Source organism: Desulfovibrio diazotrophicus (assembly GCF_902498985.2).
In the GTDB taxonomy this organism is placed as follows: domain Bacteria; phylum Desulfobacterota; class Desulfovibrionia; order Desulfovibrionales; family Desulfovibrionaceae; genus Desulfovibrio; species Desulfovibrio legallii.
In genome coordinates this window covers 385,953-409,089 of sequence record NZ_OX346397.1, presented here as the reverse complement: position 1 = coordinate 409,089, position 23,137 = coordinate 385,953, and the positions used below count along the sequence as shown (strand labels likewise).

Below are 23,137 nucleotides of genomic sequence, written 5' to 3'. Positions count from 1 at the left end.
GCGGCAAGGCCGGTTCGTCCACGGCCGCCCCGATCTCTCGCCTGCCGCTGCAGGGAAACCCGCCGTATGCAGCCGCGTGGGGCCGCTCCAACCGAGCGGCCCCTGCAAAAGGCTTACTTCGGACGGAGGAAAGCCCCGCCCAGGAAGCACTTGCGCCTATAATACGGGATCAATCAACGCATACCCGCTGGCGCGCGTACGATAAACCACATTGATACGGCTGTTCTCCGCATTAAAAAAGACCAGAAAATCACTACCGATGGAATCCAGCTGCATGAGCGCCTCATCCAGATGCAGGGGTTTTGTGGCCAGCCGGTCCGTACCCTCCACAGGCTGCGGGGCCTCGCCTTCGGCGTCCACGGTATAGGTAAACACGTCCACTTCGGCGTTGCGGGCCTTGCGGCGCTGCTCCTTGACCCGTGAAACCTGACGCTTGATCTGGGCTTCCACCTTGTCCGTCACCAGGTCAATGGCGGCGTACATGTCCGAAGTCTGTTCTGAAGCATTAATGTGCAGGCCCTCGCCGGTGACGGTAACCTCGCAGCGATGGCGGAATTTGTCCACGGTCAGCACCACGGCCACGTCCAGACCGGCGGATTTGCCAAAAAACCGCCCCAGCTTTTCCATGCGGCGGCGAGCGTATTTTTTCAGATGGTCGGAGGCGTCGAAGTTTTTGAAGGCGAAGGAGATGTTCATGAAGTCCTCCTGGTGTGGGGCGCCGGGGCGCTTAAGGCCGGACCAGACAGGGGCCTAAAAGTGCTCCTTGCGCCGTGATGAAGAAGGAATATCGAGAGCGGTGCGGTATTTGGCCACCGTGCGTCGGGCGATGTTGACCTTGAGGCGCTCTTTGAGCATTTCGCCGATGCGTTCGTCGCTCAAGGGCGCGTGGGGGTCTTCATCCGCAATAAATTTTTTAATCAGCGCCTTGACGCTTTCAGAGCCCACCTGGCTGCCGTCGTCCAGTTCCAGCCCGCTGTTGAAGAAAAATTTCAGTTCAAAAATGCCGTGGGGCGTAGCCACATATTTGTTGGTGGTGATGCGGCTTACCGTGGACTCGTGCATGCCGATATCGTCGGCAATGTCCTTGAGGATGAGCGGGGCCAGCCTGGTGACGCCCTCTTCAAAAAAAGGCCGCTGGTGACGCACAATGCTCTCCATCACTTTATACAGGGTCCGTTGGCGCTGGTAAAGGCTTTTAATCAGCCAGGAAGCGGAGCGGATTTTTTCGGAACAGTATTCCTTTTCCTTCTCCGAAGCGGCGGTCAGATCCATCCCGCTCATGGCCGAAAGCTGCAGCTGCGGCAAACCATCCTCATTGAGCAGGATCACAAACTCATCGCCCACTTTGTAGACAAAAACGTCCGGGCTCACATAGGTGGGCTCGCCCCCGCCAAAGCTGGCGCCGGGCAGCGGGTCCAGGCTCTGGATGATGTCCAGATACTCCCGCAGGCCTTCCATATCCAGCTTGAACTTGCGCAGCAGGGGCTTGTAACGTTTTGCCTCCAGATCTTCCAGGTGGGATGTAACCAACTCCACAAGGATGGGGTCGCGGTCATAGTGCAGATTGCGGATCTGCACCAGCAGACACTCCCGCGCGTCCCGGGCGGCCACGCCCACAGGGTCAAAATGCTGCACCTTTTCAAGAACGGCGCGCACCTCGTCGGGCGCGGCGTGGGCCATCTCCGCCACTTCCTCCACGCTGGCCTGCAAATAGCCCGATGAAGAAAGGTTGCCGATGATCACCTCGCCAATGGCCTTCTGTGCGTCGGTCAACTGCGAAAGCCGGAGCTGCCAGAGCAGGTGGCCTTCCAAGGTGGGCTTGGCGGCGTAGCGGGCCTCCAAGGGCGAAATTTCTTCGGCGGCCTCGTACTCGCGGGACTGCGACAGGCGGGGGGTACTGGCAAATTCACCCAGATAATCTTCCCAGTCGGCGTCCTTGGCCAGCTCACGGTCATAGACCTCTTCGGCCACGGGTTCGCGCCCGTCTTCGGCCACGGTTTCCGGCCCGGCCTCTTCGCCGCCGGATTCCTCCAGAAACGGGTTTTCCACCAGCTCCTGCTGGACCGTTTCCAGAAGTTCCAGACGAGAGAGCTGCAACAATTTGATGGCCTGCTGCAGTTGCGGGGTCATCACCAATTGTTGTGCCAGCTTTAGTTGCTGCCGAAGTTCCAGTGCCATGTGTCCCTTCCGCCCTCAAGCGACGAGAAAACTACCTGATTTTTGTTTACAAGGAATGTGCCACAGCTATAAAAATTATGCAATAGCCAGCAGTTGTGCGGGCGCAATGGACCGCCCCCGCGATTTGGTGGCCCAGTCGCCGCCAAGGGACGCTGCACGTCACAGCCCAAGCCGCCCTTTGGCGCCAAAAAAGCCGTTCCGCGAAAGGCGCGACGCCGCGCGGCCCTTCACGGAACGGCCCTGTACAAGCCGGGCGCAAAGGCCGAAGCTCAGCTCCTGCCGTGTCCCTTGGCGTATTTTTTGGCCGCGCCGATAAACTCGCGGAACAAAGGGTGCGCGTTCATGGGCCGGGATTTGAATTCCGGATGGAACTGGCAGCCCAGAAACCAGGGATGGTCCGGCAGCTCAATGATTTCCACCAGTGAGTCGTCCGGAGCCGTACCGCTGAAGACCATGCCCTTCTGGCCGAACATCTCGCGAAAAGCGTTGTTGAACTCGTAGCGGTGGCGGTGGCGCTCCTCCACCAGGTCTTTTTTGTAGGCATCGTGCGCCTTGGTGCCGGGCAGCAGCTTGCAGGGGTACGCGCCCAGGCGCATGGTGCCGCCCTTGTCGCTGCCGGCGTCGCGCCGCTCCACGTTCTTGGTACGGAAGTCGTACCATTCCGTCATGAGGTAAATGACCTTGTGGTCGGAAAGAGGGTTAAATTCCTCGGAATTGGCATCTTCCAACCCGGCCACGTGCCGGGCAAATTCAATGACGGCGCACTGCATGCCAAGGCAAATGCCGAAGAAAGGCACGCCCTTTTCCCGCGCGTAGCGGATGGCCGCAATTTTGCCCTCCACCCCCCGGTAGCCGAAACCTCCGGGCACCAAGATGCCGTCACAGCCCTCAAAGTGCCCGGCGGCATTGGCCTCGGTCACATTTTCTGAATTGACGTAGCGCAGCTCCACATCCACCCGGTTGGCCACCCCGCCGTGGATGAGCGCCTCGTGCAGGCTCTTGTAGGCTTCCTTCAGATCCACATACTTGCCCACAATGGCAATGGTTACCTGGCCTTTGGGATTGGCGCAATCGCTGACCAGCTTTTCCCAGGCTTCCAGGTGGGCATTGCGCGCGGGCAGGCGCAGCATGATGGCCACTTTCTGGTCAAAGCCCTCCTCATAAAACTTGAGGGGCACTTCATAAATGTTGTTTACGTCCACCGAAGAGAACACGGCGTCCTGGTCCACATTGCAGAACAGGGCGATCTTGCGGCGCAGCTCTTCGGGGATGCTCTGCTCGCAGCGGCAGAGGATGATGTCCGGCTGAATGCCGATGGAGAGCAGCTCTTTGACGCTGTGCTGGGTGGGCTTGGTCTTGTGCTCACCCGCCGTGCGCAGGTAGGGCACCAAGGTGAGGTGGATGTTCAGGCAATTGTCGCGGCCCAGCTCCGAACGCAGCTGGCGGATGGCCTCCAGAAAAGGCAGGCCTTCAATGTCGCCCACGGTGCCGCCGATTTCGATGATGGCCACGTCTGGCGCGTCATCGCCTTCAGCCAGCGAAAGCACCACGCTCTTAATCTCATCGGTGATGTGGGGAATCACCTGCACCGTGGCGCCCAGATAGTCGCCGTGGCGCTCTTTGGCAATGACGTGGTTGTAAATGGCCCCGGAGGTGGTGTTGTTCTTGCGGGACATGGGCACGTTGAGGTAGCGCTCATAGTGGCCCAGGTCCAGGTCGGTTTCGGCGCCGTCGTCGGTGACAAAGACTTCGCCGTGCTGAAAAGGGTTCATTGTGCCGGGGTCCACGTTAATGTACGGGTCCAGCTTCTGGATGGTGACCGTCAGCCCGCGCGTCTGCAGCAACGCGCCCAGGGAAGCGGCCGCCAGGCCTTTGCCCAGTGACGAAAGCACACCGCCCGTCACAAAAATATACTTTGTTTTCATGGCCTCTCAACCTTGATTGTGGCGTGCCAAGGCACATCCCCAAGCACATCTTCGTCTACATACACCAAGACGATTTTTTTTGCCAGCATTGACTATCCAAAGCAAGGTACGTAGTGTGGTATTCCCCATGCAGACGGGCATCCCGTACGGGGCCCCCTCCCGCGCTTGCGGCGGGCCGGCCGCGCCGGGCCCCGCTGCCGTATGCCGTCGCCGGCAGGGGTCGGCAGGCGGCGCTGTTTGTCAAGGAGGCTTTCCCCGCATGGGCACGGTCAATACGCTGGTCATCACCGGCTACGGCACCAATTCGCATCTGGAAACCGCCCACACCGCCCGCCTGGCCGGAGCCGACCGGGCCGACGTGGTGCACTTTTCCGACCTGGTGGCCGCCAAGGTCCACTTGGACGACTATCACTTCCTTATTTTTCCCGGTGGCTTTCTGGACGGCGACGATTTGGGCGCGGCCCAGACCGCCGTTATGCGCTGGCGCTACCTTGAAGACGCTGCGGGCGTGCCCCTGCGGGAGCAACTGGACCGCTTTCTTGAGGCCGGCAAGCTGGTGCTGGGCATCTGCAACGGCTTTCAGCTGCTGGTCAAGCTGGGCGTGCTGCCCGCCCTGGACGGCCACCGCTTCGAACGCCAGGTCTCGCTGGGACACAACGACTCCGCCCGCTTTGAAGACCGCTGGGTGCGCCTTGCGCCCAACGCCCAAAGCCCCTGCGTGTTCACCAAAGGCCTGCCCCCCCTGGCCATGCCCGTGCGCCACGGCGAGGGCAAGCTGGTGCCCCGCGACGCGGATTGCCTGAGCCGCCTGCAGAAAGAAAACCTTATCGCCCTGCAGTACGCCGACCCAAAGACAGGCCTGCCCACCCAGGAATATCCTTATAACCCCAATGGATCGGCCCTGGCCATCGCCGGCCTCACGGATCCCACCGGCCGCGTGCTGGGCCTTATGCCCCACCCTGAGGCATTTCACCATGTCACCAACCACCCGGGCTGGACCAGGGGTGAGTTGGACCCGCCGGGCACGCTGCTTTTCGTCAATGCTGTGCGCTATCTGCGTGAGCTGTAAGTTTTGCGCCGCGTTGCGGGCCATGAGCCTGGCCTTGGTCGGCAACGCGGCTTGACAATACCCGGCTCTCTCTCTATCCTTCCTCGATTAAGAGCATGCGGGTCGGGAACAGCTCCCCACCTGTTTACAGAGGTGTGTCATTCCATTGCCGCAAGCGTCGCACAACGTTTTCTTGCCGCCGCACCAAGGGCACTTTTGTAGCACAGAGCGCGAAAGTGCCTTTTTTATTCCCGGTGAAATACATGCAACTGATTGAAATTATTGACGCCATAGAAAAAATTGCGCCTCTGGGGCAGGCTGCGTCCTGGGATCTTTCCGGCCTGCAGGTGGCGGCCCGCCGCACAGAAGTGCGCAGTCTGGCCGTGTGCCTGGACCCCACGCCGGCCTCCTTGGCCGCCGCCCTAGCTCAAGGGGCGGAGATGGTCCTCAGCCACCATCCCCTGACCCTCAAGCCCACCCTGCCCAATTGCTGCAACAACTACCACGAGGCCCTGCGCCTGCTGCTGAGCGCGGATGTGCCCCTCTACGCCGCGCACACGTCGCTGGACGTCAACCCCCACGGACCGGCGGGCTGGCTGGCGCGGGAGCTGGAACTCAACAACCTTTGCGTGCTGGAACCCGCAGCCCCGGCCCAGGGGACGGAGCTGCCCCCCGGCTACGGCCTGGCGGGCGACCTGCCCCAGGCCTGTTCCGTGGCTGATCTGGCCGCACGCCTGGCGCGGCGGCTGGACCTGAGCACGGCCGTCTGCTGCGGCCCGCAGGCGACCCACGTGCGCCGGGTGGCTTACTGCACCGGTTCGGGCGCCTCTCTGATGGACGCGGCGGCCCAGGCCGACGCACAGTTGTATATTACCGGCGACATCAAGTATCACGCGGCTCTCGAAGCCGCCGTCTGCCTTCTGGACGTGGGGCACCATAGCCTGGAAGAAGAAATGATGCGCCACATGAGCCTGTTGCTGCAACAGACCTTGACGGGCGTGGCCGTACACTTTGTGCCGTCGCGATCGCCCTTCCGCCCTGTTGTTTTTTCCTGATCCGCGAGGAGGACCTCTTCCATGAGCAGTGCCGTCTATTTTGAACAAATCCGTCAACTTGTTGAACTGCAAAAAGTTGACGACGCCATCCACGAAGTCCGGCAGGAGCTGGACCGCGCCCCCGGCGATCTGGAAGCCCTGGAACAGCGCTTTGCCGCGGTGGAAACCCAACGCAATTATGTGCTGGACAAGCTGACCCACCTGCAGGAGCAGCAGAAGCGTCTTTCGCTCGAAATCGACGATGACGCGGCCCGCATCAAAAAAAGCAAAAACAAGCTCACCCTGGTGGGCAATACCCGCGAATATCACGCCGTACTGCGCGAAATGGACAGCATGGAAAAGGTCAATCGCTCCCGCGAAGAAGAAAAAATGACCTTGCTGGATGAAGTCCAAAGCCAGAACGACGCCCTAGCCGAACTGGACGTAACTTATAACGCCCTCAAGGCCGAACTGGAAGACAAACGCAGCAATCTGGACGCCCGGCTGCAAAAAGCCCAGGCCAGTCTGGTGCAGTTGGACGCCAAACGCGCCAATGTGGGCACGGCCATCCCCCACCCGGTTTTTCTGCGCTACGAATTCATCCGTGAGCGGCTGGATCACCCGGTCATCGTGGCTGTGCGGGAAGGCGTCTGCACGGGCTGCCACATCGCCGTGCCGCCGCAGACCTTCATCGAGCTGCAGCGCGGCCAGCAGATATTGAGCTGCCCCAACTGCCAGCGCCTGATTTTCTGGTGCGAACATTTTCAGGATGCGGAGCAGCCCCAGTGCGCACCGCAGGCCCCGGCCAACGACCAGGCCTGAGGCCGCTTGCCCGGCACACCGGCCTGCGTGGGAACCGGAGCCGACACAACGGCTGGTTATTGCCCCGCAGGCGCAGCAGCCACTTGAGGCAAGCGGGTTTACGCTGCCGCCGGAGCGCCAGAGCCGCCTAGCTTTGAGAATATGTATTCCCAAAGGTTACGGCACGCTTGTCCCGACGCTCAAGCGCGCAAAGACCTGCGCGTGCGCCTCCACGGCGGGCGTTTGCTTATGCAACCGCCAGGGCAGGGCAACGTTGCAATGCCCTGAACTGCAGCCGTACGGTTTTGCTGTGGTCTGCACGCAAGACCGCAACACAAAGTAACGGGAGTGGGACAGACCGTCGCCGCGGGCCGCGTGCCCGGGGAGGAAAGTCCGGGCTCCACAGGGCAGGACGCTGGGTAACACCCAGGAGGGGCGACCCTCGGACAGCGCCACAGAAAGCAAACCGCCCCGCCGCGTGCGGGGTAAGGGTGAAACGGTGGGGCAAGAGCCCACCAGATGCCGCGGTGACGCGGCATGCTCGGCATACCCCGTCTGGAGCAAGACCAAATAGGGAAGGCGGCCGGCCCGGCCCATGCCTTCCGGGTAGGTTGCTGGAGGGCGCAGGCAACTGCGCTCCTAGAGGAATGACGGTCACGCGCGCTTGCCGCGTGGACAGAACCCGGCTTATCGTCCCACTCCCGTTGTTTTTATACTGTGAGCACGCCCATGCCCCAACCTGTTTTCACGTCCGACGCCGAAGATGCTCCCTGGGCCCTGGTGCTGGCCGCCGGGCACGGCAGTCGCATGGCGGCCGCCACAGGCGGCGAAGCCAAACAGTTTTTGCCCTGGCGCGGCCTGCCCCTCTACTGGCACGCAGCCCAGGCCATGAGCCGCAGCGGCCTGACGGCCGGTCTGGTCTTTGTTTTTCCGCCCCAGCGCCGCGCGGCGGAAGAAGAGCGCCTGCGCGCCCTGTGCCGCAGCCACGACCTCGGCTTGCCCTGGGTCTGCGCCGACGGCGGCGAAACCCGGCAGGATTCCGTACGCCAGGGTTTGGCCGCCCTGCCCGCGCGCACGCGCTGGGTGCTGGTGCACGATGCGGCCCGCCCCTTTGTGAGCCCGGCCCTGGTGCAGCGCGTCTGTGCGGCCTTGCGGGAAGGCGCAGTGGGCGTAGTGCCCGCTCTGCCCGTCACCGATACCATTAAAACCGTGGCGGAAGGCAAGGTGCTTGCCACCCTGCCCCGGCACAGCCTGGCGGCCGTGCAGACCCCGCAGGGCTTTTGCTGCGCGACCCTGCGCCGCGCCCATGCGGCGGCTCTGGCCGCCCCCGGCGGCCCGGCCACGGACGACGCAGCCCTGCTGGAAGCCCTGGGCGAGGAGGTGCGCGTAGTGCCAGGCGAAACCGTCAATGTCAAACTGACCCATCCCCAAGACCTGGATTTGCTGCGCCCTGCCACCCCCATACCGCGCTTCTGCACCGGCATGGGCTATGATGTGCACCGCTACGGCTCTGGCCGCCCCCTGCGCCTGGGCGGCGTGCCCATAGAAGGCGGCTTTGAGGTAGTAGCCCACTCGGACGGCGACGTGCTGCTGCACGCCCTGGCCGACGCCCTGCTGGGCTGCGCCGCGTTGGGCGACATTGGCCGGCATTTTCCCGACAGCGACCCCACTCTGGAGGGCGTTTCTTCCGCCCTGCTGCTGGACAGGGTGCTGACTATGGTACGCGAGGCGGGCGTCACGCCCTGCCACGCGGACCTGACCATTGTGGCCCAAAAACCGCGCATGGCTCCCCACGGCGCGGCTATCCGCAAAAACGTGGCCCGGCTGCTGGGCCTGCCCCAGAGCTGCGTCAATGTTAAGGCCACCACCGAAGAAGGCCTGGGCTTTACCGGCCGGCTTGAGGGCATCAAGGCCTATGCCGTGGTCAGCGCACAGGCCGCGCCCCTGGACGCTGCGGAACATTCCTCCCCCCTGAACCCCACTGCCGAACGGTTATGAGCACAGAACTTACCCGCCCCTGGTTTGACCACTATGATGCCTTTGTGCCCCACACCGCCAGCGTGTGGAACAAACCCCTCTACGCCATGCTGGACGAAGCGGCGGAAAAATACCCCAACCGCTACGCGCTCATTTTTCAGAACACGCGCATTACCTACAAAAAACTGCGGGAGCGGGCCGAACTTTTTGCCGGCGCACTGCGGCGCATGGGCGTGCGCTCCGGACAGCGGGTGGCCATCATGCTGCCCAACCTGCCGCAGACCATGATCGCCTTCTGGGGCGTCATCAAGGCCGGGGCCGTGGTGGTCATGACCAACCCCCTGTATATGGAAAAGGAAATCGTGGCCAACATGCAGGATTCCGGCGCGGAGCACATGATCCTGCTGGATATGCTCTGGCCGCGCATAGACGCTCTGCGGGACCGCCTGCCTTTGCGCAACTTTATTGTCACCAGTGCGGCGGATTCTCTGTCCTTTCCTCTCAACTGGCTGTACAAGCTGAAAAAGCGTCGCAGCAACAAAGCCCCCATCCCCTACGACAACAAAAACGTTTTTGCCTGGCAGAGCTTCTGCAAAGGGGCGCGACGCTATGCGGCGCCCATTGCCGACCCCCAGCGCGACCCCATCATGCTGCAGTACACCGGGGGCACTACCGGCCTGCCCAAGGGCGTCGTGCTCACCCACGCCAACCTGGGCACTAACTGCCGCCAGGTGCTGAACATTATCAATGTCCGCCCCGAAACGCACCACACCTTCATTTCTTTGCTGCCCTTCTTTCACGTCTACGGCCTGACCACGGGGCTGATCATCCCCATGGCCCTGGCCTCCACCACCCTGCCCTTGCCGCGCTATGTGCCGCAGGACGTGCTGCGCCTTATTGACAAGCGCAAGCCCACCATCTTTCCCGGCGCGCCCTCGGTCTACATTTCCTTGCTGCAGCAGAAAAAGCTGAACAAATTCGACCTGGGCAGCATCCAGATATGCGTTTCCGGATCCGCGCCCCTACCGCGCGAAATCTTCCGCCGCTTTCAGGAAGCCACAGGCGCGGCCATTCTGGAAGGCTACGGCCTTACCGAAGCCTCGCCCATCACCCACATCAACCCTCTGGGCAAACAGGGGCAGCGGGCCAATTCCATCGGCATGCCCGTGCCAGGCACGGACGCCCGCATTGTGGACATGGAGGGCGGCTCCCTGACCCTGCCCCCCGGCAAGATGGGCGAACTGGTGGTGCAGGGGCCGCAGGTCATGCACGGCTACTGGCGGCGGCCCGACGAAACGGCCAGCGCCTTGCGCAACGGCTGGCTCTACACTGGCGATTTGGCCAGCATGGATGAAGACGGCTACTTTTACATCCTGGATCGCAAAAAAGATATGGTCCTGGTGGGCGGCTACAACGTCTACCCCCGCGAGGTGGACGAAGTGCTGCTGGAACACCCCAAGGTGCTGGAAGCCGTGAGCGTGGGCATCGGCGACGACCTGCGCGGCGAAGTGCTCAAAGCCTATGTGGTGCCCCGTCAGGGCGAAACCCTGACCAAGGCGGACATCATTGCCTGGTGTCGGCAAAAGCTGGCCAACTACAAGGTGCCGCGCCTGGTGGAATTTCGTGAAAGTCTGCCCAAGACCATTGTGGGCAAGGTGCTGCGCCGCGCCCTGCGGGAAGAGGAAGAACAGAAGCGCGCCCAACGCAAGAAACGTCGTCATGACGCGGACGCAGCGCAACCTGCTGGAACAACAGAAGAACCGCTGGGACACGCTTGAACGCAGGGACACGCCCTGGACGCCTTTGCTACAGCGTGCGCCTTTCCCGGCGGCATGGTTGACGAATCTCGCCGCGTCGGCGTAGTGTATGACAGTTGCGATAAAAAGCCCCGGCCGGTGGTCCGTCTTTGGGGGCGATCCCGGGTCGGCTGCGAGGCCGGCGTCCAGCCTTGCGATCTTGTTTGCAACGGTTTTGTTCACGGCAGGCGGGTTATTCGGAAGTACGCGGCCGTGCCGTCCCCTACCCGGCCAGCGCGTTACTCTGTGGATGTACCTTGACGGAGGCCCCCCCATGTTTTCCCTTCAGGCGGAATCCCACAACAAGGTCACCGTACTGCGCCTTGCAGGCGACATGGTTCTGCCCGATGTGCCTGACCTAAGCCGGCAACTGGACGCCTATATCCTGGCCCCGGGCATTCGGCAGGTGGTGCTGGACCTGAGCGAGGTGAACAAACTGGACGCCTCCGGTCTGGGCGTCCTGGTGAGCGCCAGCACCAAGGGCCGCAGTCAGGGCAGACGCCTGGTGTTGCTGACGCCTGCGCCCCATGTGACCGATCTTTTACGCAAATCCGAAATTGAGGGATTTTTCCCCACCTTCTACAGCGAAGAGGAACTCAAAGGCTACATCCCCGACACAGCGGAATAGCCGGCCACGGCTGTCCCGGCAGAGCGCCCTGTGACGGTGCTCCAGCGGAAGGTGCACGGTGCAATACTATTTGCAACACTACTTCAATCCCGATTTCGACCACCTCAACCTCAAGCCGGGAGAGGCTGGCGGTTCGTCCGACGTCTACAGCCTGGGCTACGTGCAGAACGTCATCAATGGGCAGGTACTGGCCCGCCTGGTGCCGTTGGAGGCCGTCGGCACAAAAACGGATCTGCGTTTTATTCTGGAATCTCCGGTTTTTCCCGCCGGGGCCAACACCAGAGTAGACCCCGAACACCCCGAATACCTGCTGGCCGCCGCCAATGGCTATGTTTTTTATCTCCACGGAAAGATCACGGTCAAAAAACTGCTCAACGTGCGCCAAGACGTGAGCTTTCAGACCGGCAACATCTTTTTTGTAGGCGACATGGCCGTGCACGGCTCCGTACGCGCGGGCTTTTCCGTCCAGGGCAACAACGTGCGCATCATGGGCATGGTGGAGGGCGGCGTGGTCCGCGCCCGGCGCAACCTGCTTATTGAAGGGGGCGTGCGCGGCGGCGCGGGAAGGCACAGCAAGGTGGACGCCGGCGGCAAACTGCTGACCCCATTTATGGAACGCGTGGACGCCCGCGCCCGTGACAGCATGGTGGTGGACAAAACCTGCCTCTACTGCACCGTGTACGCGGGCAGCAACCTGGTGGTGCGCGAACTGGCCTACGGCGGCGTCATCAACGCCTACGGCAGCGTGTATGTGGGCCGGCAGCTGGGCAACAAGGCTGCCATCCCCACCCAGGTTTTTCTGGGCTACGACCCCGTGAGCATCCGCCAGCTGGAAAAGCTGGACAAAATCCTCAAAGACCTTTCCCAGGCCGTGCTGCACCTCAATGCTGTGGCCGGACATCTACCGCCGGAAACCAACGAAATCACGCGCAAACTCCAGGTCCAGCGCCGGCAGTATGACGATCTGCTCAAAAAGCGTGAACAACTCTGGAGCCGACTGACTCAGGACGAGCAGGCCATGCAGGGCTGCCGGCTGCTGGTGCCGGGCACGATCTATCCGGGGGTGGAAATTTCCATTGGGCGTACCTTTATGGAAGTGGAACGCCTGCAACAGAATGTGCTCTTTCGCCTGGACAAGGACGATATTGTGGTGGAGCCCCTGCCCGTTGCCCTCCGGAGCAAGCGCCCATGACCCCAGGCGCAGCGCCCCGCTTCCGCCCCTTGCCCGGAACGGTAAGGGGCATGTCCTTTGATGTGGAAGCTCTTCTGCCCGACGGCCGTACGCTGCGTATGCTGGGGGCGGGCGGCCCGGAGCGCGAAACTGCAGCCGTGCGCGCCGCCCTGAACAGACTTTCGCCGCCTGCGGCCCCACAGAGCCCCGACACGGCCGCCGCACGCTTCGACCCGATGGCCGTCGGCCCGGCCCCGGCCCTGTCCGCAACGCTGCCCGTGCTTCTGGGCTGCGGCTTGGGGCACGCCCTGCGCCTGCTGCTGGCCCGCACCACGGGCCCGCTGGCGGTAGTGGAAAAAGAACGGGCTCTGCAAGACTGCAGCGGCGCGCTGGCCGCCCTCAGCCCGCAAGAGCGCGCCCGCATTGTTCTGGTTGCCGATCCGGAGGCGGAATCTGCCCTGGCCGCCCTGACCCGCTGGCAGGCGGAACACGGCGGCCGCCGTCTGTTGCCTGTGGCCCTGCCGTTTTATCAGCGTCTGGACGCGGCCTACTACGGCTTTTTGCGCCAAAAGCTCGAGGCCAGCGCCCGCTTTGACTTCTGGAGCCGCGCCGTGGAACCGCGCTTTACCAGCGCCCGCCCCCGCCTTTTACTGCTCACCAGCCGCTACTTTCTTATGGGCGAAATCGAAGCCGCCTGCCGCCAGCTGAACCTGGAATACCGGCTTCTCACCGTAGGCGACGGCGATGTGGCCCAGGCAGATTTTGTGCGCCGCCTGCTGCGGGCCGTACTGGAATTCCGCCCCGACTGCTGCCTGACGCTCAACCACATGGGCGTGGACGTGGAGGGCGTGCTCATGGACCTGCTGGCCCGGCTGCAACTGCCCCTGGCCTCCTGGTTTGTGGACAATCCCCACCTGATTATCCACCTCTACACGCGCTGCGTGAGCCCCTGGACAGCCCTGTTCACCTGGGACAGCGACAATATCCCCAGCCTGCACGCCGCGGGCTTCGAACATGTCTTCTATCTGCCCCTGGGCACGGACCCGGAACGCTTTTGCCCCGGCAAAGAACGTGACGCCCCGGCGGCCTGGCGCGCGGCAATCTCCTTTGTGGGCAATTCCATGCTCTACAAGGTGGGCGGAAGGCTCAAAAACGGCCGATTTCCCCGCGCCTTGCTGCTGCCCTTCAAAACCGTGGCGCGGGCCTTTATGGAAAGCGAACTGCGTTCGGTGCCCGCTCTGCTGGAGCGGGACTTTCCCGATGTACACGCCCGCTACCTGGCCCTGCCGGACAATGAAGCCAGGCTGGCCTATGAGACGGCCGTCACCTGGCAGGCCACCCGCCTCTACCGCAATGGCTGCGTGCGCCGCCTGCTGCCCTTTCACCCGCTCCTTGTGGGCGACGCGGGCTGGAAGACGGAATTCCGCCACGAATCCGCGCAGCCCCGTTATCTGCCCGCCCTGAGCTACTATACGGAGCTGCCCGCCTTTTACGGCTGTTCAGACCTCAACTTTAACTGCACCAGCAAGCAGATGAAAGGGGCCGTGAACCAGCGTATTTTTGACATCCCCGCCGCCGGCGGTTTTGTGCTTACCGACTGGCGTCCGCAGATGGAACGCCTGTTTGAACCGGACGAAATGGCCGTCTACCATGAGCCGGAAGAAATAGCGGATCTGACCCGCCACTTCCTCTCCCATCCGGACCAGCGTCGCGCCCTGGTCACGGCCGGACGGCGGCGGGTGCTGGCCTGCCACACCTGGCGGCATCGTCTGCAAACCCTGCTCCACCAGATGCGCGCGGTTTACGGCGTAAAAAGCGTTCAGGACGCTACACCAGCGCCCCCCCCCGGACCCATGACGTGAACGCGGACCCCATCCTCATCTTTCAGCTCCACCGCATGGGGGATCTGCTGCTCACCTTTCCCCTGCTGCTGCGCCTGCAACGACTGTGGCCGGAGCGCCCCCTCTGGGTGGTGGCCGAACCGCAGTTTTTTATGCCCCTCACGGCCATAGCGCCGGAGGTGGTTTTTTTCCCTCCGTCCCACTGCGCGACCCTGGCCCGTGCCCGCTATAAGGCCGCCTTCAATCTCTGCAGCGCACCCGCAGCAGCCCAGTGCATGGCAACCCTGCGGGCGGAGCGCAAGCTCGGCCCCGTGGCCGGCCGCAAGGGCTTGCATGTGCGCGGCTTCTGGCAGCTGTACCGGACAGCGCTAACCCAAAACAACCACAACAACGCCTTCCACTGGGCGGACCTGCATTTGCTGGACCTTGCCCCCACTCCAGATCTGCGCGCCGTGCCCCACGCGCCGTTGCGCCGCGCCGCGCCGGGGCGCGGCGTGTGGGCCTGGTGCTGGGCGCCAGCACCCCGGCCAAACGGCCCGACGCGGATTTCTGGGCACGGCTGGCGCGACGGCTGGCTTCGGCCGGCGCCCCCCTCTGCTGCTGGGCGGCCCGGCCGAGGCCGCGCTGGGGGCAACAGTGGCCCGCAAGGCCGGTCTGCCCCAGGCCAACACCTGCGGTCGGCTGGACCTGGGCCAACTGGCGGCCCTGATGCGCACCCTGGACCTCTGCGTCACACCGGATACGGGCCCCATGCATTTGGCAGACTATCTGGGCGTGCCCGTGCTCAACCTTTCCATGGGCCCCGTGCACGCGCGGGAAACGGGCCCCACCGCTCCCGGCCAGTGGGTGCTGCGCGCGGGCATGAGCTGTGTGGGCTGCTGGCAGTGCGGACGCGGCCGCCTGTACTGCAAAGGGGCTTTCAGCCCGGCGGCCGTGGCGGACACGGTGCTGGCCCTGCTGCAGACCCCCTGCCTCGGCCTGCCTGCCGCCCTGCCGTCCAGGCCTGGCCTGCGCCTCTGGCGCACGGGCCGCGACGTCCTGGGCCTGCACAGCCTCTCCGCCGTGGGCAGCACTTCACCTTCCTGTCGTCCCGTACTGGAAGACTTCTGGCAGGCGGTTTTTCTGTACATCTACCAGCCCGCTCTGGCACCCTTGCTGCAAACTCGCCTGACGGCCCTGCACACGCGCTTCCCCGCACTGCAGACGCGTCTTGGGGCAGCTTTGGCGCAGGTCTGCGCCCACTGCGCCGCAGCCCTCAGAAATGACGCCCGCAGCCTGCCCCCAGGTTTCTGGAACTCCCAGCCGCCCCTGGCCCGCCTGGGCAGCGGCTTTTTGCACCTCTATCTGCAAAACGCCAGCTACAGCCGCCGCGCCTGGCGCACGGCCCTGGAACGCCTGGCCGACCTCGCATCCAGGCTGGGCTGAAGTACGGCGGCAAGACTTGCCCATTACTCCCACAGTATATTTTTATCTTATTAAAATATAATTATAATTTTTTTTGGAACACTCCTTGAATCGTACCGGTGCGCAAGGAGAGGACCATGCAGATTCTGCCCATCGCCACCGACGCCGCCGCCGCTACCGACGCCCTCTGGAGCGCCCAGAGCGCTGCCCGGAGCGCCGATGGCTTCGCCGAATATCTTCAGACCATGCACACAGCCATGGACAACGCGGAAAACGGCGAAAGCGTCTCCGCTGATGCGGCCTTGGCCCAGGAGAATACCGCCGCTGTCGCCACCACCGGCACCGCCGCCACAACGCAGGTGCAGAGCCCCTACACCCGCACCACTTCCAACGGCGTCACCTATACGCTGGAGGAAGTCTGCTTTACCAAACAGGAGCTCCAGAACCTACGCCAGCAACTGGCCAAGGCAGGCGTTTCAGATGAAGGCCTGGAACGCCTGGACGCCCTGGCCGATCAGCCCGACGGCGCAAGCCTGGCCATGGTGCTGGCCAGCCTCAAAACCGGCGGCAGCACGCCGCAGTTGAGCGACGACGAAAAGTCCGCCATTACTTCTCTGCTGAAAAAAATCGATCCCACCGGCGTGCTGGACGACAACGCCCAGGCCCTCATGCTGCAGGGCAACGGCGCGGAAGCCCTGGCGCTTATTCAGAACTTTGTCGCCAGGCTGGACCAAAGCACCGGCATTACGGTAACGCAGACCGAGGCCCTGGCCCTGGGCAAAGGGCTGGGGCTTTCCACTTCGGCTCTGCTGGGACTGCAGAACCAGTTCGGCACCGCCACGGAACTGCTTTCCACGCCTGCCCAGCTGAGCAATCTGCTGGCCCCGGCCACGGACTATTTTACCGCCGCCAAGACTGCGCAAAAAACCCTGGACGCAGCCCTCAAGGATACCCTGCAGCCCATGCTGGCCAAGGCCCGCGCCCGCACGGAAAAAGAAAAACAGGCTTACGCCCTGCAGAACAAAAAAGCCCAGCAGAGCAAAGCCGTCATTGACGACACCGTACAGCAAAAAAGCCGGCAGGTGCTGGAGCAAACGGTGACGAAAACCGGAACAGCCGACGCCAACACGGCTGCGGGGCAGTCTACAGCACAGCAGGCCACAGCGCGGCAAACCGGGCAGCCTTCGGATCAGACGAATGCCGCGCGTCAAAGCGCCGATGCTGGCGCTGCATCCCTGCAGCAGCAGACCAGGTCCGTGCAGAGCAGCGCACTGCAGGGCGGGGAACAGACAAATACGGGCAAAAAGGATCAGCCTGCAACCGACGATAACGCAGGCAAAGAGGATAACACAGGCAAAAAGGACGCCTGGAGTGACCTGCTGCAGACCGTTGCCGTCAAGACCGCCCCCGCCACAAGCACGGCGCGCGCCGACGCCCAGGCGCCCCTTTACGCCGCGCAGAACCTTGCCGGTGAAACGCCCGCCGCCGTCGCCAATGCCGCCGCAACGCCGCCACAACTGGCGCGCCAGGTGGCGGGACAGGTGGAGAGCGGCTTGCTTGCATCCATGCAGAACGGCGGCACCCGCCTGGACCTGCAGCTGCACCCGCAGGAGCTGGGGGCCATTACCTTGAGCCTCACCGTGCGCAATGGCGAGGTTACCGCCCTGATCCGTCCTGAAAAAAGCGAAACTGCCGACATGGTCAACCGCCAGGTGGAGCATATCCGCCTTAACCTGGAGCAACAAGGCCTCAAGGTAGACAAGGTGGAAGTGCGGCTGGATTCAAACCAGCAGGACGCTTCTGCCTGGCAAGACCTGCAGCAGCACAATTCCTGGCAGGAAGAAGATGCCCGCCGGGAAGAGCTTGCCCGTCTGAAAAACTTGGCAACATTTCGTAATAACAACAAAAATGATACATCTGCAACATTGGAACAGCCTGTGCATTCTTTGGGCGGAGCGGCAGGATATGCCGCCGGAACTCTTAATGTGGTGGCCTGAACGGTTGGGAGAACACCATGTCCAGCATAACGCAATCCATTACTCAGACCAATAACGAGTTCAGCCAGGCCCTGAGCAGTCAGACCAGCGGCTCCAGCCTGGACAAGGATTCCTTCATGCTCCTGCTGGTCACCCAGTTCAAGTATCAGGATCCGCTCAATCCCATGGAAGATAAGGAGTTCATCTCCCAGATGGCCCAGTTCTCCAGCCTTGAGCAGCTCATGAACCTGAACGACAGCATGGAAGGGCTGACCACCGCCACCAACAACCAGCAGATGATCAACGCCACTTCCTACATCGGCAAAAACGTCACCGTGTCGGGCAATGCCATAGGCAAGGTTACGGACGCCGAAACCAAGACGGCCACCATCACCCGCTTCCGCTATGCGCCGTCAGACGCCGTGGCCAGCGGCACCATCACTGTGCGCGACAGCGACAACAAGGCCGTTTATACCCAGACCCTGGGCACGCTGAGCTCCGGCACCACATATGAATTCAACTGGAACGGCCAGACCAGCTCCGGCGCCACGGCCCCGGACGGCGTGTACACGGTGAGCCTCTCTCTGCTCAACAGCTCGGGCGAAGCCGTACTTTCCGATCAGGTGGTAGACGCCACAGTCACGGGCGTGGTTACGGACAACGGCACCGTGTACCTGGGCCTGGAGGGCGGCCAGCTCATGGCCCTTTCCGACGTGCGTCAGGTTATGTTGCCCAGCACTACCAGCACGGATACCGACACAAGCACAGATTCGAAGGCCAGCAGCGGCAGTTAACGGCAAAACTCCGGCCAGGCGGCCGCGCCCCAGGCGCGCCCCGGCCAACACAAATATCCCCCTATCCCCAAGCAGACACGGAGGAAGTTATGGGTCTTTCAGCCAGCATGTGGGCCAGCGTTTCAGGCCTGCTTTCCCACGGACAGAAGATGAACGTGGTGGGCAACAATATCGCCAACGTGAGCACCATCGGCTTCAAAAGCCAACGCATGGACTTCAACGACTATCTGTACCGCAGCACCGGCACGGCCAGCGGCACTTCGCAGATCGGCGCGGGCGCCAGCGTTTACGCCATTCTGGGCGACTATTCCACCGGTTCCTTTGAAAGCACCAACTCGGTGACGGATCTCGCCATTGACGGCAACGGATTTTTTCAGGTGCGCAAGACCAACAGCAAAGAAAAATACTACACCCGCGCGGGCGACTTCTATTTCAACAATGACCGCGAACTGCAGAACCCTGAAGGCTATCTGCTGCAGGGTTGGAAGGTGAACAACGAAAAAAAGCTCACCTTCAACAGCGGCTCCACCAACCTGGGCACGGCCAGCAGCAGCGAATCCGCCTATGTGGGTTCCGGCACGCCCACAGACATCGTGCTGGACAGCTGGAACATCCTGCCCCAGCAAACCACCAACGTCACCTTTACCATGGGCCTGACCAACGACGGCACGGGCGACCGCACCACCAGTGAAACCAGCCCCATGACGGCCCTGTTTGACCTCTGGAACGGCGCCAGCGAACCGCCCCTGGCGGACACGGCCTACGCCACCCAGTCCAGCATCGACGTGTATGACGAAGGCGGCGCCACCCATACCCTTACCGTCTATTACGACCAGGTGGACACCAGCAAGACGGACTCCAACGGCAACACCCTGTACAGCATTGAGGGGCTGCCCGCGGGCTACAGCATGTATGAATACCTGGTAACCGTTCCGCCCTCTGAAGATCGGCGCAGCTATGGCGGCCAGGACTACGACCCCGCCACCAACACCTGGGGCACAGAACCCACGTCGTTTTACGACGACCCCGTCAAGGGCACCAATAAAAATGCCGGCGTACTGATGAGCGGCGTCATGATTTTTGACGCCAGCGGTCAGCTGGTCAACCAAACGGCCTACAGCTATGGGGCCACGGAAACGCCCGATGCCAACGACCAGGTGAGCGTGGACCCCTCGGACAAAAAGTCCTGGCAGCCCACCAAGACCTCCAGCAACGGCGTGCCCGTGTTCACAGCCAACTTTTCCGGCCAGCCCCTGGCCAACAGCGTGAGCGAAACCATGCGCACCAGCGCCGGCGGCACGCCCGTGAGTCAGGCCCAGGACTATATCATAGAGCTGGATTTCGGCCTCAAAAACCTGAGCAACCCGGCCTGGAACAACCCCACGGCCACCACGGTCAAGACAGACAGCTCCGGCAACCCTATCGGCACCTGGCCCTCTGCCCCTGCCACAGAAGTCAGCATGGGGATGGACAAATACGGCTACTACCAGGAAGTGGGCGACGAAAAGCTGTATGGGCAGGATTCCGGTAGCCACGACGTCTATGCCGACAGCACCGGCTATTATTACTATGACGGCACAAATAAAATCTACGGAACGACCAGTGCCGGGACAGAGGTCATGTATGACGGCGCTTACTACATCGACGACAGCGGTACAAAGTGCTACAACACCACAGTAGTTTCAGGCGCAGAAACGCCCGCCTACCAGAACAGCTACGGCTGGTATTATAAGGCCGGATCAGACGACGTCTACGGTACGGCAAACGGCTTCAACGTGCTGCACGACTCTACGGGGTACTACTACACTGACGGTTCCGGCACGCGCCAGGATGTGACCAGCAGCGAATTTACCGCCATCACCACCACGGCCGTGAAGCCCGAAAGCCCCACTGCCCCTCTGGACAGCACGCGCCTGCAGGCCGTCACATCCTCTGAAAAGAACAGCCTGGCCAGCCTGACCACTATATCCAAGTCCACGGGTTCAAGTTCGGGCATCCCCCAGTTCAAGAACGTCATCAGTTACGGTTCAACTGTGCCTACCATGGCCACCGTGGAGCGGCAGGAATACGCCAGCGCGGCCAATACCACATCCTACACCGTGCAATCCAGCAGCCAGGACGGTTACGCCTCCGGCACGCTGAGCAATGTGGATATTGACGAAGCCGGCGTGGTCTACGGCATCTATTCCAATGGCAAGACCATTCCGCTCTATCAGATAGCTCTCTACGACTTCCAGTGCACCCAGGGTCTCTACCGCGAAGGCGGCAACCTCTTTTCCGCCACCCAGGATTCGGGCGAGCCCCGCGTGGGCGTGGCCGGGGATAACGGCTTCGGGGCCACCAAGGCCTACAACATTGAGCAGTCCAACGTGGACATGACCACTGAGTTTGTGCAGATGATTGCCACCCAGCGCGGCTTCCAGGCCAACTCTAAGGGCATAACCACCGTGGACACCATGCTGGAAACCGTCATCGGCATGAAGCGGTAGGCATGCAGGAATAAGAGCACAAGGCCGGGGGCTGGGGTTTACCCCTTCCCCCACGGCGTTGGGGATAGCGCCGCGCCTTTTCCCTCCGTGGAGCGCCGGTTCCGGAATCATCCGGGACCGGCGTTTTTTGTTGTAAAAACCACCAGCGCCCCAGCCCCGCGGCGTCAAAAAAGCCCGCAGCACACCTGGAAAATTTTTCCTCGTGCACAAAATAGATATTCAATGCAGTGTTATTATTAAGTATTTTTTTTTGGCACATGGATTGCATTTCGGTGGGCAGCATAACCCACCAGGAGGTGTCCCATGTCTTTGGTCATTAACCACAATATGATGGCCGCCAACACGGCCAGAAATCTGAACAGTCACTATGCGGCACTGAGCAAATCCACCCAGCGGCTTTCCACCGGCCTGCGGGTCAACTCTGCGGCGGACGACGCCGCCGGCCTGGCCATCCGCGAACTGCAGCGGGCCGACATCGCCACCCTGCAGCAGGGCGCGCGCAACGCCAACGACGCCATTTCCATGATCCAGACCGCCGACGGCGCTCTGAGCGTCATTGACGAAAAACTGACCCGCATGAAGGAACTGGCGGAACAGGCGGCCACCGGCACCTACGATTCCACCCAACGCCTCATGATCGATTCCGAATACCAGGCCATGGCTTCGGAAATTACCCGTATCGCCAACGCTACGGACTTTAACGGCATCCACCTGCTCGACGGCACCCTTTCCGACGACACCCACGATGGGTCGGGCATCACCGCCACGGGCAAGATGAAGATCCACTTCGGCACGGGCAATGATTCCGCCGAGGACTACTACTACATCAAAATCGGCAACAGCACGGCTTCGGCCCTGGGCGTGGGCAACAGCGCAGACCCCAACACTTCCATGGCCTTTACCGTGTCCACCCAGCAGGCTGCCCAAAGCGCTCTGGTGGGTATTACCAACGCCATTGTTTCCAAGGACAATATCCGCGCACACCTGGGCGCCATGCAGAACAGGCTGGAGAACACCATCACCAACCTGAACACCCAGGCCGAAAATCTGCAGGCCGCCGAATCGCGTATTTCGGACGTGGACGTGGCCACGGAAATGACGGAATTTGTGCGCAACCAGATCCTGAGCCAGTCGGCCGTGGCCATGCTTTCTCAGGCCAATTCGCTGCCTCAGATGGCCATGCAGCTCATCGGCGGTTAACCCCCGAAAGCGCATAGCGGCAGAGGCAGACCAAAGACGGGAGGTCCGGGGGCATCTGCCCCCGGACCGGTCCAGAAGACCGTCGCTGTGCCGCTCTCGCCCCCCAATAGGCGGCGCGCTCAGTCCTGGTCTTTTAATTGCAAAGCCGCAAGCGCCGTACGCGCTGCGGTCTGTTCCGCTTTTTTGCAGCTGCTGCCCGTGGCCCGAAACTCGCGCCCGTCCGGCAGACGCAAACCCACTTCAAATGTTTTGGCGTGTTCCGGCCCCTTGCTCCCCAGCCGGGTGTACAGTGGGGCCTGGCCGAAACGCTGCTGCGAGGCTTCCTGCAGCCGCGTTTTATAGTCCTTGACCACCGTGGCCTGCGGCGCTTCCGGCCAGCACTGGGCAAACAGACGCCCCACCGCCGCCTTGGCCGCAACCTCGCCGCCGTCTTCATAAATGGCGGCCAGCACTGCCTCCAGCGCGTCGCTCAGCACGGCATCGCGCTCACGCCCGCCCTGACTTTCCTCGCCCCGACCCAGTTTGATGCACTGGTCCAGCCCTAGGGCTCGCGCCCTCTCGGCCAGGCTTGTGGTGCTCACCAGCCTGGCGCGCAGCCGGGTCAGCTGTCCCTCCCGCGCGTCGGGAAACCGTCGGTACAGCTCCCACGAAACGCACAGTTCCAGCACCGCGTCGCCAAGAAATTCCTGCCGTTCGTTGTGTTCCGGCCCCGCCCCGTACTCGTTGGCCCAGGAACTGTGGGTCAAAGCCCTCTCCAGCAGCTCCGGACGCGCAAATACGTGCCCCAGCAAAGTGCGGGGGTCAGGGGTGGGGACGGCCTCTGCTTGCGTCTTGTTCATGCCCGTACTGTAGCCATTTCGCGCCGCTTGGCAACA

The 23,137-nt window shown here is 62.4% G+C and carries 17 protein-coding genes and 1 other RNA gene; 14 read left to right on the top strand and 4 right to left on the bottom strand.

What is annotated here, in order from left to right:
* Positions 1 to 156 precede the first annotated feature (156 nt).
* The 3 genes from hpf to pyrG form a co-directional block, all read right to left on the bottom strand.
* A complete protein-coding gene (gene hpf / locus J7I12_RS01735; RefSeq protein WP_118229111.1) occupies positions 157 to 696 on the bottom strand; it encodes a ribosome hibernation-promoting factor, HPF/YfiA family in 540 nt (179 codons plus the stop codon).
* 54 nt (positions 697 to 750) lie between these two features.
* A complete protein-coding gene (gene rpoN / locus J7I12_RS01730) occupies positions 751 to 2,178 on the bottom strand; it encodes an RNA polymerase factor sigma-54 (RefSeq protein WP_118229112.1) in 1,428 nt (475 codons plus the stop codon).
* 269 nt (positions 2,179 to 2,447) lie between these two features.
* Positions 2,448 to 4,103, bottom strand: coding sequence for a CTP synthase (gene pyrG / locus J7I12_RS01725; protein WP_118229113.1), 1,656 nt, complete (start codon positions 4,101 to 4,103; stop codon positions 2,448 to 2,450).
* Positions 4,104 to 4,362: 259 nt separating this feature from the next.
* Here pyrG and J7I12_RS01720 point away from each other — a divergent pair, with 259 nt between their 5' ends.
* The 14 genes from J7I12_RS01720 to J7I12_RS01655 all read left to right on the top strand — a co-directional run bounded on the left by J7I12_RS01720 (position 4,363) and on the right by J7I12_RS01655 (position 22,262).
* Positions 4,363 to 5,172: a phosphoribosylformylglycinamidine synthase subunit PurQ gene (locus J7I12_RS01720; RefSeq protein WP_118229114.1), complete on the top strand. Its 810-nt coding sequence runs from the start codon at positions 4,363 to 4,365 to the stop codon at positions 5,170 to 5,172.
* Positions 5,173 to 5,414: 242 nt separating this feature from the next.
* Positions 5,415 to 6,206 carry a Nif3-like dinuclear metal center hexameric protein gene (locus J7I12_RS01715; protein WP_118229115.1) on the top strand — a complete coding sequence of 264 codons (792 nt, stop codon included), beginning with the start codon at positions 5,415 to 5,417 and terminating at the stop codon, positions 6,204 to 6,206.
* A 21-nt stretch (positions 6,207 to 6,227) separates the two neighbouring features.
* Positions 6,228 to 7,007: a zinc ribbon domain-containing protein gene (locus tag J7I12_RS01710; RefSeq protein ID WP_118229116.1), complete on the top strand. Its 780-nt coding sequence runs from the start codon at positions 6,228 to 6,230 to the stop codon at positions 7,005 to 7,007.
* A gap of 324 nt (positions 7,008 to 7,331) precedes the next feature.
* An RNA gene (gene rnpB, locus J7I12_RS01705) (RNase P RNA component class A) lies at positions 7,332 to 7,692 on the top strand.
* A gap of 23 nt (positions 7,693 to 7,715) precedes the next feature.
* A complete protein-coding gene (gene ispD / locus J7I12_RS01700) occupies positions 7,716 to 8,984 on the top strand; it encodes a 2-C-methyl-D-erythritol 4-phosphate cytidylyltransferase (RefSeq protein ID WP_118229260.1) in 1,269 nt (422 codons plus the stop codon).
* Complete coding sequence (locus J7I12_RS01695) at positions 8,981 to 10,741, top strand: long-chain-fatty-acid--CoA ligase (protein WP_498793917.1); 1,761 nt, start codon at positions 8,981 to 8,983, stop codon at positions 10,739 to 10,741. The genes ispD and J7I12_RS01695 overlap by 4 nt, the downstream gene beginning before the upstream one ends.
* Before the next feature lie 292 nt (positions 10,742 to 11,033).
* Positions 11,034 to 11,387: an STAS domain-containing protein gene (locus tag J7I12_RS01690; protein ID WP_118229118.1), complete on the top strand. Its 354-nt coding sequence runs from the start codon at positions 11,034 to 11,036 to the stop codon at positions 11,385 to 11,387.
* 58 nt (positions 11,388 to 11,445) lie between these two features.
* On the top strand, positions 11,446 to 12,579 hold the full coding sequence (locus tag J7I12_RS01685) for a FapA family protein (protein ID WP_118229119.1): 1,134 nt from the start codon (positions 11,446 to 11,448) through the stop codon (positions 12,577 to 12,579).
* 50 nt (positions 12,580 to 12,629) lie between these two features.
* Entirely contained in the window at positions 12,630 to 14,420 is a 1,791-nt protein-coding gene (locus J7I12_RS01680) for a CgeB family protein (RefSeq protein ID WP_302413010.1), read from the top strand.
* Positions 14,421 to 15,035: 615 nt separating this feature from the next.
* A complete protein-coding gene (locus tag J7I12_RS01675) occupies positions 15,036 to 15,824 on the top strand; it encodes a glycosyltransferase family 9 protein (RefSeq protein ID WP_498793914.1) in 789 nt (262 codons plus the stop codon).
* 116 nt (positions 15,825 to 15,940) lie between these two features.
* Positions 15,941 to 17,800 carry a flagellar hook-length control protein FliK gene (locus J7I12_RS01670; protein WP_118229121.1) on the top strand — a complete coding sequence of 620 codons (1,860 nt, stop codon included), beginning with the start codon at positions 15,941 to 15,943 and terminating at the stop codon, positions 17,798 to 17,800.
* 17 nt (positions 17,801 to 17,817) lie between these two features.
* Positions 17,818 to 18,573: a flagellar hook assembly protein FlgD gene (locus J7I12_RS01665; protein ID WP_118229122.1), complete on the top strand. Its 756-nt coding sequence runs from the start codon at positions 17,818 to 17,820 to the stop codon at positions 18,571 to 18,573.
* Between the two features lie 89 nt (positions 18,574 to 18,662).
* Complete coding sequence (locus J7I12_RS01660) at positions 18,663 to 21,062, top strand: flagellar hook-basal body complex protein (protein WP_118229123.1); 2,400 nt, start codon at positions 18,663 to 18,665, stop codon at positions 21,060 to 21,062.
* A gap of 303 nt (positions 21,063 to 21,365) precedes the next feature.
* Positions 21,366 to 22,262, top strand: coding sequence for a flagellin N-terminal helical domain-containing protein (locus J7I12_RS01655; protein WP_118229124.1), 897 nt, complete (start codon positions 21,366 to 21,368; stop codon positions 22,260 to 22,262).
* 119 nt (positions 22,263 to 22,381) lie between these two features.
* Here J7I12_RS01655 and rnc read toward each other — a convergent pair whose 3' ends face one another.
* The gene (gene rnc / locus J7I12_RS01650; protein ID WP_118229125.1) at positions 22,382 to 23,101 is read right to left on the bottom strand and encodes a ribonuclease III; all 720 of its coding nucleotides are present in this window, start codon (positions 23,099 to 23,101) and stop codon (positions 22,382 to 22,384) included.
* Positions 23,102 to 23,137: the final 36 nt, after the last annotated feature.